The sequence below is a fragment of the Terribium retamae genome, assembly GCF_022347545.1.
Lineage (GTDB): Bacteria > Pseudomonadota > Alphaproteobacteria > Rhizobiales > Rhizobiaceae > Mesorhizobium > Mesorhizobium retamae.
This window is the reverse complement of the sequence record NZ_JAKREW010000012.1, coordinates 59,955-74,256: the sequence shown is the minus strand read 5'-3', so window position 1 is coordinate 74,256 and position 14,302 is coordinate 59,955. Positions and strand designations below refer to the sequence as shown.

Below are 14,302 nucleotides of genomic sequence, written 5' to 3'. Positions count from 1 at the left end.
CCCTTGATTATTCTCAACCGGCCATGACCTCACCGCCAGCGACGGCGATCGCCTGACCGGTGATGGCCCCTGCTCCCTCGGATGCCAGCCACAGCACCGCATCGGCAACTTCCTGCGGCGTCACCAGACGGCCTTGCGGGTTGGCGCGGGCCAGACTGGCGCGAGCCTCATCGGCGGTGCGGCCTGTCTTGCCCACGATGGTGTCGACCGCGCCATCGAGCAGTGGCGTGTCGGTGAAACCGGGGCATACGGCGTTGACGGTGACATCAGTGCGCGCCAGTTCCAGCGCCAGCGCGCGGGTCAAGCCGACGACGCCATGCTTGGAAGCGCAATAGGCCGAAACGTAAGCGTAGCCGGTTAGGCCGGCGGTGCTGGCGACATTGACGATGCGGCCCTTGCCGGCCTTGCGGATCGACGGCAGCAAAGCCTGCGTGACGAGGAATGTGCCGGTCAGGTTGATGCCGATGACGCGGCCCCAAAGTGCTGCATCCGTACGCTCGAAGGGTGCCGATGGCGCCTCTCCAGCGCAGTTGACCAGGACCGCAACGTCTCCCGAGGCGGTAATGGCTCTGGCACAACCTGCAGCGATCGCCGCTGCATCGGTCACGTCGAAACCGTCGATCACGACGGACCGGCCGCCGCTGGCTGCGATCTCCCCGGCAACATCCTCCAGAGGTCCGGCACGACGGCCGGCCAAGGAGACGACGTGCCCACGCCGGGCCAATTCCAGAGCGATGGCACGGCCGATGCCGCTGCCTGCACCGGTGATGAGAGCGTGGCGCGTTGCGCTCATTTGCGCCCCGACGCTTCGGCTGCGGCACGAGCCAGGTTGGCCTCATATTGCTGCCGGCTCGCATAATACTGCTTCGGCCAGACCTGGCCGGAATAACCGACCTTGGCGGCTTCGTGCATGACAAAGGACGGGTCGGCCAGATGCGGACGGGCGATGGCGCAGAGATCGGCGCGACCGGCCGCGATTACCGAATTGGCGTGGTCGGCTTCCGAGATCGCACCGACGGCAATGGTCGGTACCTGGACCTCGTTGCGGATCTTGTCGGAGAACGGCGTCTGCCACATGCGGCCGAACACCTGCTTTTCCTGCTTCACCACCTGCCCCGACGAGCAGTCGATCAGATCGGCGCCGGCTTCCTTGAACATGGCTGCGAAGATCGCGGCATCCTCCGGCGTGTTGCCACCCTCGTACCAGTCATTGGTCGAGAGGCGCACCGATATCGGCTTCTCCTCCGGCCAGACGGCACGGATGGCGTGAAAGACCTCGAGCGGATATTTGGCGCGCCCCGCATGGTCGCCGCCATATTCATCATCACGAAGATTGGTAAGCGGCGATAGGAAGGACGAGAGCAGATAGCCGTGCGCACAGTGCAGTTCGAGAATATCGAAGCCCACTTCGTCAGCCCATTTCGTGGCCTGCACGAAATCCGCCTTGATCCTTTCCAGATCCTCCTTCGTGGCGGCACGCGGCACCTCCGAGTGCGGAAGATAAGGAATAGCGGAAGCCGAAATCAGCGGCCAACCGCCCTGCTCCACCGGCTGATCGGTCCCTTCCCAGGCAACCTTGGTCGCACCCTTGCGGCCGGCATGGCCGAGTTGGATGCCGATCTTGGCAGGCGTGTCGTTGTGCACGAAATCGACAAGGCGGCGATAGCCTTCCTTCTGCTCTTCATTCCACAGACCAAGGCAACCCGGCGTGATGCGCGCATCGGGCGACACGCAGATCATTTCCGGGAAGACCAGCGCGGCGCCGCCCATGGCGCGCGAGCCGAGATGGACCAGATGGAAATCGTTCGGCATGCCGTCCTTGGCAGAATACATCGCCATTGGCGAAACGATGACGCGGTTGCTCAGCGTCAGACCGCGAATCCGGTAAGGCGTGAACATGGGCGGGATCGGCTTGCCGTTCGGCTGGGCCGGCGCCCCGGCGCGCTCGGCGAACCAGCGCTCATAACCCTCCAGCCAGTCCTTGTCGCGCAGGCGCAGGTTCTCGTGGCTGATACGCTGCGAGCGGGTCAGCATCGAATACATGAACTGTTCCGGTTCCAGCGTGTCGGCATAACGCGTGCCGACCACCTCAAACCATTCCATGGCGTTGCGCGCTGCATTCTGAATGCGCGCGACATCGACACGGCGCACTTCTTCATAAGCCTCGAGCACGGCCGGGATGTTCTTGGCGTCGTGACCGGCGATGTTGAACTGGTTGGTCAGCTCGATCGCATCGTCGATGGCGAGCTTGGTGCCCGAGCCGATGGCAAAATGCGCGGTATGAGCGCTGTCACCCATCAGCACGACATGGCTGTTGCCGTTGAAATGGCTCCATTTGCCGCAGATCAGGCGGCCGAAATTCAGCCAGGCCGAACCGCGCAGATGGCGCGCATTGGTCATCAGGCTGTGGCCGTCCAGCGTTTCGGCGAACAGCTTTTCACAGAAGGCGATCGACTGGTCCTGGTCCATCGTGTCAATGCCGTGTGCCTGGAACACCTCGTCGGTGGTTTCGACGATGAAGGTCGAGGTGTTGTCGTCGAAGCGATAGATATGGGCCTGGAACCAGCCGTGCTCTGTGCGACGGAAATCGAAGGTGAAGGCTTCGAAAGCCTTGGTGGTACCGAGCCAGATGAAGCGGTTCGGGCGCACCACCATGTCGGGCTGGAAGACGTCGGCATATTTGTTGCGGATGCGCGAATTTACGCCGTCCGAGGAGATGATGAGGTCGGCGTCAGGGAATTCGTCGTCGCCCGTCACTTCGTGCTCGAAAACCAGCTCGACACCGAGTTCGACACAGCGGTCCTGCAGGATGTTCAACATCTTCTTGCGGCCGATACCGACGAAGCCGTGACCCGTGGTGCGGATCTTGCGCCCTTTGAACACCAGCTCGATGTCGTCCCAGTGATTGAAGGCATCCTCAATGGTCGCCGCCGTTTCGGGATCCCATTTGCGCATCGACTGCATGGTGGCATCGGAGAACACGACACCCCAGCCGAATGTGTCATAGGGGCGGTTGCGCTCGACCACGGTGACCTGGTGTTCCGGGTTCTGCTTCTTCATCAGCAAGGCAAAATAGAGCCCGGCCGGTCCGCCACCGATGCACACAATCTTCATGGTCATCTCCGCTCTGCTCACGGCCAGTCAGAGCCGTGCGTGAACCATGAAACGATAGTGAAGCCTATCCAAAGATATTTCAAGCTTAAAATGATTATCGCAGTCGATCTTTCGACCCGCAACGCAAAGTTCTGCCGTCAACTGCCCCGCGACCGGGACAGCCAAGCCCCCAACGCTTCGCGTTATTTTGATAAAGCGCCAGCACAGCTCGTCCCGATAGATGGAGCGCCTGCACACGAGGACGCACGTGGCACCGCCGGGCCAGCACTTTTTCTGTTGCTAGGCCGCCTCGCCGGTATCAACCCCTTCGAAAGTGACGAAGGCCTGCAACGTAAACGAGATGTGTTCCGTCATCAGTGCGCGAGCACGCTCTGTATCACGGTCGAAGGCTGCATCCATCAGTGCCGTATGGTGGTCGATACCCATGGCGTCGTGCAGCGCTGAAACCGCTTTTTCGAAATTGCCACCACGGCCGCGCGCGGCCCGCAGCATCGGCGCAAGGCTGAGGAAATGCTGGTGGCGGCGAAGCTGGTCGTAGACCATCGCCTGGAAGCGCAGAAGCCATGCGGAACTCGCGGCACTGACAAGCGCGGCATGGAAGGCGGCGTGGCGTTCGTCCCACTCCTCGATCGCAGCCTCGGACGGATCCTCCGGTGAGAACTTGCAGCGCGACAGCCGGTAATGCGCCGTCACTACGGCCGATTCCCATTCGGCGCCGCCCTTGCGGATCGACTCTTCCAAAAGCGGCAGTTCGACGACCTCACGGGCCCGGATCAGGTCTTCCAGCTCCGCACGCGAAACCGGCGCGACCGCGAAACCACGGTTGCTCACCGCCGTGACCAGTTTTTCCGCTTCCAGACGTGACAATGCCTCGCGCAGCGGCGTCCAGCCGAAGCCATAGATCTGGTTCAGCGCCCCAAGCTTCAGCGGCGTGCCCGGCTCCAGCCGCGTGGTCAGGATGTCACGCCGCAGCCGCAAATAAGCCGCTTCCGTCTTGGTCGAGGGCTCCTCATCCCGCATCGCACTTTTCCTCCACGCAAGGATCATATATTTGGCGGGCCTATCGGCAAAATAATATATCAAACATCCACAGCAGATATTTTATATATAAACCTTTTGACAAGGTTTGCCGACCCGTTATGATGCAACCTGGGGCGCCGGGGAGAGACGGCCGCTTGCCTAATCTGGGAGGAAAACATGATTTCGTCTAAGTCCGGCTGGTTGTCCGGAATAGTACTTGCAGGCTCGCTGATCGCCAGCGTCGTCAGCGCCGCTGCGGATCCGGTTCGCATCGGCATCGCCAATTTCGGCGAACATCCGCAGCTCAACGCCTCGATCGCCGGCTTCAAGAAGGGCCTGGCCGAGAGCGGCTTCGTCGAGGGGAAGGATGTGGTCTTTACCGAGAGCCACACCAATTTCGACGCCACCCTGGTCCCGCAGATGATCGAGAAGCTGAAGGCCGAAAACCCGAAGCTGATCTACACCGTGACGACCCCGGTCTCGCAGATCGCCAAGCAGCAGCTTGCCGGCAGCGGCATCAACATCGTCTTCACCGCCGTGACCGACCCGGTCGCCGCCAAGCTGGTCCCGTCGTGGGAAGCCGGCGACACCGGCATCACCGGTTCCTCCGACCTGCAGGACGTATCGGCCGTGATGGAATTCACCAAGAAGCTGCTGCCCGAAGCCAAGCGTTTCGGCGTTCCTTACAACCCCGGCGAAGCCAATGACGTCGCCGTGCTCGACAAGATCAAGGAAGCCGCACCGAAGGCCGGTTTTGAAGTCGTCGCCGTCGGCGTCGACAACGTCAACGACATCCAGCAGCGCATCGCTTCGCTCAAGGGCAAGGCAGACGTGATCTACACCCCGGCTTCGAACCTGTTGCAGCCTGCGATCGCCGCGGTTTCGGCTGCCGCCCGCCAGGCCGGCATCCCGATCGTCAACTCCGACGACGGCGCCGTGCGCAAGGGTGTGGTTCCGGCCAGCTTCGCGGTCAACTACGACCAGGTCGGCCTTGCTGCCGGCAAGATCGCAGCCGAGATCCTGAAGGGCAAGGACCCGAAGGAAATCCCGCCGTTCCGTCCGGCCTACGCCGACCACAGCCCGCTGATCTCGAAGAAGGTCGCCGCTGACTTCGGCCTGAAGATTCCGGCAGCGCTCGACGACTGCAAGTGCTTCGCCGACTAGGCTGGCTGGACTGAGGATCGCGTGGCGGCGCCCGGAACTGCAACTCGGGCGCCGTTTTTTCTTAAATGGGGTCAGCGCACATCATGGCCGGCGAGGCTCGCCACCGGATCGTTGCGCAAGGAGGTGCGGATGCTGGAAATCAAATCGGCACGCAAGGTATTCTTCAAAGGACAGGCCGACGAGAAGATCGCGCTCAACGGTCTGAACCTGTCGCTCAAGACAGGTGACTTCGGCGTCGTCATCGGTTCCAACGGCGCCGGCAAGAGCAGCATGCTCAACGCCATTTCCGGCGCGCTGATCCTCGACACCGGCAAGGTCCAGATCAACGAGACCGACGTCACCGGCATGCCGGTCTACAAGCGCGCCGCCAAGCTCGCACGCGTCTTCCAGGATCCGATGAAAGGCACCGCCGCCTCGATGACGGTGGCCGAGAACATGCTGCTGGCCGATCTGCGCAGCCAGAAGCGCCGGCTGCGCCAGGGTCTCAACGCCACGCGGCTTGCCGCCTACAAGGAACGGCTGGCGCTGCTCGGCCTCGGCCTCGAGAACCGGCTGGATACCCGTGTCGAACTGCTTTCGGGCGGCCAACGCCAGTCGCTCTCGCTGATCATGGCGGTCGGCGGCGAGCCGGAACTGCTTCTGCTCGACGAACACACCGCGGCGCTCGATCCGCGCACGGCCGACATCGTCATGAAAGCGACGGTGAAGGCAGTCGAGGCGCTGAAGCTCACCACGCTAATGGTGACGCACAACATGCAGCATGCCGTCGACTACGGAAACCGCATCATCATGCTCGACGCCGGCAAGGTACGCCTTGAAATCGGCGGCGAAGAGAAGAAACAGACCACCGTTGCGGACCTGATCGGCCATTTCGCCGTCAAGAGCGACCGCATGCTGCTCGCGAGCTGACCGCCATGGCCATGATCCAGGACATTTTCTCGAGCTTTGTCGCGCTCGTTCCCGTCACCTTGGCGCAGAGCCTCATCCTCGCCTTCGTGGTGCTCGGCATCATGATCCCGTTCCGGATGCTCTCCTTCCCGGACCTGACCAGCGAAGGCGCCTTCCCGCTCGGGGGCTGTGTCGCTGGCGTGCTGCTGGCCGCTGGCCAGTCACCGTTGACGGCGATCGCTGCCGCGCTCATCACCGGCTTCGCCGCCGGCTGCTGCACCGCCTACATCCATCTGCGCTTCCGCATCCATACGCTGCTGGCGGGCATCCTGATGATGACGATGCTCTATTCGATCAATCTGCGCATCATGGGCCGTTCCAACCTGTCCGTGTTCGGCATGGAATCGCTGTTCAACTGGTCGCCTTTCGGCCAGCCGGGCTTCCCCAGCACCAAGATCGCCATTGCCGGCGCCCTCGGCCTGCTCGTGTTCGTTCTGCTCTATCTCTACTTCAAGACCGAACGCGGCACCGGCGTGCGCGCCGTCGGCTCCAACCCCGACATGGCCGAAGCACAAGGCATCAATGTCTGGACGGCGACCATCGGCGGCGTCGGCCTGGCCAGCGCATTCTCGGCGCTCAGCGGTTCGCTGATGGTGCAGTCGCAGGGCTTCGCCGACGTCAACATGGGACTCGGCATCCTCATCAACGGCCTCGCCGCGCTGATGATCGGTGAAGCAATCACTGGCAAACAGACAGTGCTGCGCCAGCTGGCAGCGCCTTTCGTCGGCGCCGTCGTCTACTACCAGCTTGTCTCGCTGTGTCTGGCCGCCGGCATGCCGCCGCCCGACCTGAAGCTGGCCACCGGCCTGTTCGTGCTGCTGATGCTGGCGCTGCCCAGCCTGAAGCGCGGCCGGGCACCCGGCGCTGCCCGCGAAGTAATGCGGGAGTGACAGCAAAAAAGGCCGCCCAGCAAATGCGAGGCGGCCTTTTCAGTTTAAAAAGTTGCTTTTCTCAAGCGTTGTCGGCGAGCGCGCCGCGGATCGAGCCCTTCAGCTTGCCGAGTTCCTTCATCAGCACCTCGCGGTCGCGCGACGACAGCCCCTGGAACAGCGCACCGATCCAGTCGCCATGGCGATCAGCCATCTTGCGGAATTCCTTGCGGCCGAAGGCGGTAAGCGCCACGATCTGCACGCGGCGATCCGTCGGTGACGTGGTGCGGCTGATGTGGCCGCTCTCGACCAGGCGCTCCACCAGCGCGGTGAGATTGCCAGCCGACACCATCATGCGGCGCGAAACCTCGCCCAGCACCATGCCGTCTTCCGCCCGTTCGAGCTGCGCCAGCAGATCGAAACGCGGCAAGGTGAAGTCGAATTCTTCGCGCAGCTGACGGCGGATTTCCGCCTCGATCAGTGTGGTGCAAGTCAGCAGCCGCAGCCACAGCCGTGTCTCGTCGCCATGATCGGCCGGCGCTTCGACCACCTTGGTCTCACTGTCGAGCCAGCCTTCGATATCTGTTTCCGCCATCGATGAATCCACCCCTGCCGCATCACGCGGGCGCCCCATCAAACACACCGCGCCCCCCGGCACGGCTCCCAGATGGCCTCGACTCCATCCGTGATGGTCAAAGCATAAAGTAACTGCCGGGTCCGTCAATCGAAACGGACCGGCTCAAAATCACCCAGCCAATTTACCGGAATCATCCGCGAAGGAGCGCACCGTCTTGATGGCGCCGTCGAGAGCAACACCATCGGCGTCGGCAAGAGCCGCTTCGCGCAGACGCCTCACCCAGTCCGCCGCGTCGCCGCGGTCGCGCAGCATGGGCAGGCAGCCCAGCACCTTGTCGAATTTGGAATGGCCGCGCGCATGGGTGTCGGAATAACCCTTGATCAGACGACGGCATTTCAAGACCTCGACGCCAAGCGCATAGTCCCGGCCGCGTTCGGCTTCCGCAAGCTGCAGCCATTCGCGCATATGCGCCGCCTCGACCTTGTGACGCAGCAGGCCACGACGCCAGCGGCGCAGGCCGCCGATCGTCCACAACATGCCGAAGCCGAAGATCGTGTCGGTGCGGATGCGGCGGCCTCGGTCGATGAAGCGGTTGAATGTCTTCATCATCTTCGGCCGTGCCTCCAGCGCAGCGCCGAGACCGGCCGGCATCAGGCCGACCATTTCCTCCATGCGCGGATGGAAATACTCGGTCGTCGCAAGGGTCTGGCTCTTGCCGAGACGCACCTCGTCGCGCACGCGCTGCGAACGCCCTGGCCGGGTCTTCACGTCGGCGACACGGATGATGTCGTCATAGACCATGGCGTTGGCGATATACTTCGCGGCTTCCCGTGAGAAGGTATAAGATTCGGCCTCGCTGTCCGCCGCAACCAGACGTTCCAGTTCCGACAGATAGTCCTCGCCATAGGCGAGATCGAGGAAGTCGACCACCTTGCGCAGGCCAGGCTCGGCCATCTCACGCACCGGCTGCGGCAACGCAGCGGCGCGAGCGGACAGGGCTTCCCATCCGCGCTTCAGTGACTTCGGCAGAACCGTGCCTTCGCCATGCTTTGCTTTTGTTTCGGAAGCGGCAGCAGGCGCCTCACCACCGGCGGCCCGATCGTAAGCCAGGGCGAAAGCGGCCAGACTGGCCTCTGTTCCCTTACCGCCGGCCTTGATGGTGGCTTCGAATTGCTCACGCGAGAAAGGCAATTCGCCCGAACCGGCCAGCGCGCCGAACAGGCTTGCGGAGACCACACTGCCGGCCTTTTTGGCCATCGCTTCCATGTCGAAATGGATCAGCCTTCTGGCGGCCTCGCCGGCACGACGCGACACCGTGTCGGAATCGGCGCGGCCGTCGCCCGGCACGATCTTTTCCGACACCGCCAGCATGCGGTGGCTGGAGGCGATCAGCGTGGTGCGATCGGGCGTCACGAAACCGCGCAGCACGGCGCGGCCGGCCTCCGCCAATTCCGCTGCAATCAGGATGTCGACATCACCCGGCGACGGGCTGAGCGACAGCACGGGATGGTCATTCGGCCGCTCCGGATCGCGCGGCAGCATCTCGACATAATAGATGGTGGCGCCGGTACGCTGGGCGACACCGGCCACGGAGGTCGACTGGACGTGCCAGCCGGCGCGCTGAGCGACGTCGGTCACCCAGCCGCTCAGCACGCCACCGCCCTGCCCGCCCACGGCCAGGATACAAATCTTGATGATGCGACCGGTGGTATCCGGCCCTTCCGGCAACCCGAACTTCATGCCGCGACGTCTCCAAACACGGGTCGGCCGCGCTCGCGCCAGCCCTGCAGCGCGGCAATGACGCGCTGGCGCAGGCCGAACCAGAAACGATCCCAGCCTGTCGGGTTGGAAATCACATCGGCCTGGTAGAAGGACGGACACAGCACGGCAGCGTCAGCGACCTCGCCGCAGTTGCCGCAGCCGACGCAGTTCTCGTCGATCGCCGCCACCGGATCGTCGCGCAACGGATCATCGAGATGCTTGACCGTCAGCGACGGACAGCCGGAGAGCCGCATGCAGGCGTGATCACCGGTGCAGACGTCCTCGTCGACGCCGAACTTGGTTTTCACCATGCGCTTGCCCTCGGCAATCGCCTTCTTCTTGAGTGGCGCTTCGCGACGCTGGCGGTTGAGCATGCATTCGGACGAGGCGACGATGACCTTCGGCCCCTTCTCCTCCGTCGTCAGCGCCTCCTTCAACGCGTCGCGCATGGTGCCGACATCATAGGTGCGCTCGATATGGCGCACCCATTTCACGCCCATGCCCTTGATGGCATCGGTGATCGGATGCTTGGTCGACTTGGTGCGGTTGGAGGCGCGCGAAGACAGGATGTCCTGGCCCCCGGTTGCCGCCGAATAGTAATTGTCCACGACCACGATCACGCCGTCATTCTTGTTGAAGACGGCATTGCCGATCGAGGACGTCAGGCCGTTGTGCCAGAAACCGCCATCGCCGACGAAGGAGATGGAGCGCCGCTTGGCGTCCGGCGAATTGAAGGCGGAAGCCGAAGCCGGGCCGAGGCCATAGCCCATCGTCGTGGCGCCCAGTTCGAAGGGCGGCATGATCGAGAACAAATGGCAGCCGATATCGGAGGCGATGTGGTGCTTGCCCAGCTCCTGCTCGGCCAGTTTCGTGGCGGCGAAGATCGGCCGTTCCGGGCAGCCGACACAGAAGCCCGGCGGGCGCATCGGCACGGTCTTGGCGAGATCGTCGAAGATCGGCGGCGCCGGCACGTTGGGCGCGCGGATTTCCGGCGCCAGCAGGTCGCTGCCATACTTGCGCATGAAGGCACCGATGCCGGACAGCATGACATCGCCGGAATATTCGCCGGCCATCGGCAGCATGCCCTTGCCTTCGAGTTTCACCGAAGCGCCGGCCTTGTAGAGCATCGACCCCAGAGCCTGCTCGATATAGTCGGGCTGGCCTTCTTCAACGATCAGCACGGCATCCTTGTCGGCGCAGAAGGCGACAAGGTCGTCCTCGACCAGCGGATAGGTGACATTGAGAACGTGCAGCGGCACCTCGGTCTCGCCATACACATTGGCGAGGCCAAGCCGCTGCAGCGCGCGGATGACGCCGTTGTACATGCCGCCCTGCATGATGATGCCGACCTTGCCGGAGCCGCCGAAGGTCTCATTGAGCTGGTGGCGCTTGATGTAGTCGATGGCAGCCGGCAGACGCTTGGAGACCTTCTCCTTTTCGTGCAGGAACGATGCGGGCGGCAGCACGATGCGCTGGGTGTCGCGGCGTGGATTTTCCAATGCATCGGCGACGGTCATGATCGGCCGGACATTGTCCTTGGCAATGAAGGAACCGTGCACGTGGCAGCAGCGGATGCGCACCTGCAGCATGACCGGCGTGTTTGAGGCTTCCGACAATTCGAAGCCGTGTTCGACGGCGGCCACGATCGACGGCAGGTTCGGACGGGGGTCGAGCAGCCAGACCTGGCTCTTCATCGCAAAGGCGTGGCTGCGCTCCTGCATGATGGAGGAGCCTTCACCATAATCCTCGCCGACGATGATCAGCGCACCGCCGGTGACACCACCGGAAGCAAGGTTAGCCAATGCATCGGAGGCGACGTTGGTGCCCACCGTCGACTTGAAGGTTGCGGCGCCGCGGATCGGGTAGTGAACGGAGGCCGCCAGCATGGCGGTCGCGGTGGCTTCGGAAGCACTCGCCTCGAAATGCACGCCGAGCTCCGCCAGGATTTCCTGGGAATCCGCCAGCACGTCCATCAGATGGCTGATCGGCGCGCCCTGGTAGCCGCCGACATAACCGACGCCGCATTGCAGCAGGGCCTTGGTGATGGCCAGAATCCCTTCACCGGTGAACTCTTCACCGGCTCCAAGCTTCAGCTTCTTCACCTCCTTGGCGAATGACCGTTCTGCCATGGCGAGCTTTCCTTATTTCGATGGGTCCGTGTTCGACCACAACACCGGGCCGCCGTTCTTCTCGTAGGCCATGCCTTTCGGGAACGAGATGGCCTCGAGCTGCAGGCCCCACGGCGCGAAGAAGTAGAGAATGGATTGGCCGGCGACGGGGCCTTCATTGATCGGCATCGGCCCTTTGAGGGTGCGGATGCCCTTGGCAGCCAGATATTTCGCCGCCGCATCGATGTCTTCGACATAGAAGGCGATGTGGTGGCCGCCATTGTCGGAATTGCGTGGCCGCACATCCTTCTTGTCGGGCGCGCTGTAATCGAACAGCTCGATGTTGGAGCCGGACTGGCAACGCAGCAGGGTGATCTCGTTGATCACCGCGCGCGGATCGACGTCGACGAGGTCCTTCATGAAGTCGCCCTTGTCGTCCCGAAACGGGCCGAAGCTCGTCGCCTTCTGGCACCCCATCACGTCGACGAAGAACGCTTCAGCCGCTTTGATGTCCGGCACGGTGAGGCCGATGTGATTGATGCCGCGAACCCCAGGCATCGGCTCGGCCATGGCGTGCGCCGGCCAGAACATGGCGGCGAAGGCAGTTGCGATCAGGAAATTCTTGCTCATCTCGGTCCTCGGATCGACACTCGGCTGGAATTCGATGCCTTCAAATCATCAACTGGTACGGTCAGAACTCGTGCTTGCGCACGTTGAGCAGGATCTTCTGCAACGTCGCCACGAAGGCGGCATGCTCGGCCGCGTCGATACCTGCGAACATGTGGTTGTAAGTGCGGCGCATGGTAGGCCACAGCGTCTCGAAAGCGGCGCGACCAGCCTCGGTGATGGAAATGCGCGTTGCCCGGCTGTCGTCCGGATCGGCAGTGCGACGCACCAGCCCGTCCGCTTCCAATGCGTCGAGCGCTCGGCTCAAGGTCGACTGCTCGGTGATGGCGTAGACGGCCAGCCGGCTGATGGCGAGATTGTCGATCACCGACAACACGGCCAGCGCGCGCATCTTGGGCGTGGTCAGGCCGAGCTTGGCGAGGTCTTCGCGCAACGAGGCATTGTAGCGCCCCATGATGCGGTTCATCAGATAGGGCGCGAATTGCTGCAGCCCGATCTCGCCGAGCCGCGGGCCTTCGGTATCGTCACCTATGATCGTGCGTTCGTTCACCGGAACTCCTTGGTCACGAGGAAGCCCGACCCGCCGCCGAGGCCTGGACCCGGATGGGTCGAGGCGCCGATATGATAAAGAGATTTGATGGCACTGCGGTGGTTGACCGACCCTGCGAATGGCCGCCACACGAAGAATTGGTCGATGGTGCAGGCGCCGCCATAGGGATCGCCACCAACCAGATTGATGTTCATCGCTTCGAGATCGGCCGGAGAATAGGCGCGCCGCGCCAGCACCGTCTCGCGGAAACCTTCGATGTGGTTCGCCAGGATCGCTTCGAGCCGATCGGCGAACGCCTCACGCGTCGCCTCGTCCCACACGCCCCGCGTGGCGATCTCGCCGGCGGCGTCGCCCTTGATGGCACGTGGCGCATCCGGAACCTGAATCCACAGGATCGCCTTGCCTTCAGGGCAGCGCGACGGATCCAGCGAAGCCGGCTGCCCGACGCACATGGTCGGCGTCACCGGCAGCATGCCGCGGGTCGCCTCGTTGTGCGACTTGGAGACGGCATCGATGCCGTCGGTGAGGTGGATCAGCGCCACCTTCTCTAGGCCCTCGCCGCGCCAGCGCGGCGCGCGATCGAGCGCATAATGAAGCTGGAAATTGCCGCGGCCGTGGCGATAGGCGCGTGTCGCATCCTTGGCCAGCGACGGCGCATCCGGACCGAGCAGGCGTCCATAGAGCTGGCCCGGCGCGACGGAGGCGATGACGGAATTCGAGGCACCGATCTCTTCGCCGCCGGCAAGCTGGACACCGGTTGCCTTGCCGCCACGAACCAGGATGCGCTCCACATCGGCTCCGGTCCTGATCGTACCTCCCTGCTCCTGGATCAGCGCACGGAAAGCATCGACGGCCTTGCCGGCACCACCCTTGACGATGGGCGCCCCCGCCGCTTCCAGCGCGAAGGCGATGACCTTGCCCATCTGGGCCGAATAGGTGTCTTCCGGTGACAGGCCGCAATGCAACGCCCAGGGTGCATGCAGGGCCTGGATGTTCGGCGACTTGTAGTTTGTTTCCAGCCAGCCGCGCGCCGGCGCCAGGGCACCGCCAAAATAGTCGACAAGGCCGCGCAGGCCGCGCCGCCAGGCTTCGCGCGCCAGCAGTTTCGCGGTCGCGAGGCTCCACAATTGACCACCGAGCAAACCGAACAGCAATTCGGCGCTGGTTTCGATCGAACCGACATCGGCGGCATGACGATCGCCATCGCCCGAGGACAGGCCATTGAAGGCCCGAACATTGGCGGCACGGTCGGTGGTCAGCACCACGCTCGACCCGTCGGGGCGCAGCGCCGCCGTCGGGTGCGGCGTGTGGCAGAATTCGAGCCCGTGACGGGCAAGATCCTGACCGAGCGCACCATGGGCAGGCCCGGTCAGGAAAAGCACGAAAGTGGCCGCCATCACGTCATGGGTGAAGCCCGGAAGCGTCGCTTCGGCACTGAACATGCAACCGCCGAGCCGCTGCTCGCGTTCCAGGAGCAGCACCCGCGCACCCGATTTGGACAGCATCGCTGCCGCCACGAGCCCGTTGATGCCGCTGCCGATGATGATGTGATCGTAGACCACGA

Annotated in this window: 12 protein-coding genes; 3 read left to right on the top strand and 9 right to left on the bottom strand. The window is 63.3% G+C overall.

Going from position 1 to position 14,302, the window contains the following annotated elements:
• Window positions 1-13: 13 nt before the first annotated feature.
• The 3 genes from L4923_RS14315 to L4923_RS14305 form a co-directional block, all read right to left on the bottom strand.
• Window positions 14-793 carry an SDR family NAD(P)-dependent oxidoreductase gene (locus L4923_RS14315; RefSeq protein WP_239366139.1) on the bottom strand — a complete coding sequence of 260 codons (780 nt, stop codon included), beginning with the start codon at window positions 791-793 and terminating at the stop codon, window positions 14-16.
• Window positions 790-3,114, bottom strand: a complete 2,325-nt coding sequence (locus tag L4923_RS14310) for a bifunctional salicylyl-CoA 5-hydroxylase/oxidoreductase (protein ID WP_239366136.1) — start codon at window positions 3,112-3,114, stop codon at window positions 790-792. The genes L4923_RS14315 and L4923_RS14310 overlap by 4 nt, the downstream gene beginning before the upstream one ends.
• A gap of 279 nt (window positions 3,115-3,393) precedes the next feature.
• Window positions 3,394-4,134: a GntR family transcriptional regulator gene (locus L4923_RS14305; protein WP_239366133.1), complete on the bottom strand. Its 741-nt coding sequence runs from the start codon at window positions 4,132-4,134 to the stop codon at window positions 3,394-3,396.
• A 177-nt stretch (window positions 4,135-4,311) separates the two neighbouring features.
• On the opposite strand from L4923_RS14305, the gene L4923_RS14300 reads away from it, so the two are divergent.
• From L4923_RS14300 to L4923_RS14290, 3 genes are all read left to right on the top strand, one after another.
• Window positions 4,312-5,298, top strand: a complete 987-nt coding sequence (locus L4923_RS14300; protein WP_239366130.1) for an ABC transporter substrate-binding protein — start codon at window positions 4,312-4,314, stop codon at window positions 5,296-5,298.
• A 129-nt stretch (window positions 5,299-5,427) separates the two neighbouring features.
• A complete protein-coding gene (locus L4923_RS14295; protein WP_239366127.1) occupies window positions 5,428-6,207 on the top strand; it encodes an ABC transporter ATP-binding protein in 780 nt (259 codons plus the stop codon).
• Between the two features lie 5 nt (window positions 6,208-6,212).
• Window positions 6,213-7,136 (top strand): ABC transporter permease, encoded by a 924-nt coding sequence (locus tag L4923_RS14290; RefSeq protein ID WP_239366124.1) that lies wholly within the window; start codon window positions 6,213-6,215, stop codon window positions 7,134-7,136.
• A gap of 61 nt (window positions 7,137-7,197) precedes the next feature.
• Here L4923_RS14290 and L4923_RS14285 read toward each other — a convergent pair whose 3' ends face one another.
• The 6 genes from L4923_RS14285 to L4923_RS14260 form a co-directional block, all read right to left on the bottom strand.
• Entirely contained in the window at window positions 7,198-7,710 is a 513-nt protein-coding gene (locus L4923_RS14285) for a MarR family winged helix-turn-helix transcriptional regulator (RefSeq protein WP_239366121.1), read from the bottom strand.
• 150 nt (window positions 7,711-7,860) lie between these two features.
• On the bottom strand, window positions 7,861-9,432 hold the full coding sequence (locus L4923_RS14280) for an indolepyruvate oxidoreductase subunit beta family protein (protein WP_239366118.1): 1,572 nt from the start codon (window positions 9,430-9,432) through the stop codon (window positions 7,861-7,863).
• Window positions 9,429-11,582 carry a thiamine pyrophosphate-dependent enzyme gene (locus tag L4923_RS14275; RefSeq protein ID WP_239366115.1) on the bottom strand — a complete coding sequence of 718 codons (2,154 nt, stop codon included), beginning with the start codon at window positions 11,580-11,582 and terminating at the stop codon, window positions 9,429-9,431. Before L4923_RS14275 ends, L4923_RS14280 begins: the two co-directional genes overlap by 4 nt.
• 12 nt (window positions 11,583-11,594) lie before the next feature.
• On the bottom strand, window positions 11,595-12,191 hold the full coding sequence (locus L4923_RS14270) for a VOC family protein (protein ID WP_425530946.1): 597 nt from the start codon (window positions 12,189-12,191) through the stop codon (window positions 11,595-11,597).
• A 61-nt stretch (window positions 12,192-12,252) separates the two neighbouring features.
• Entirely contained in the window at window positions 12,253-12,738 is a 486-nt protein-coding gene (locus tag L4923_RS14265; RefSeq protein WP_239366113.1) for a MarR family winged helix-turn-helix transcriptional regulator, read from the bottom strand.
• Window positions 12,735-14,300 (bottom strand): phytoene desaturase family protein, encoded by a 1,566-nt coding sequence (locus L4923_RS14260; RefSeq protein WP_425530945.1) that lies wholly within the window; start codon window positions 14,298-14,300, stop codon window positions 12,735-12,737. The genes L4923_RS14265 and L4923_RS14260 overlap by 4 nt, the downstream gene beginning before the upstream one ends.
• Window positions 14,301-14,302 lie beyond the last annotated feature (2 nt).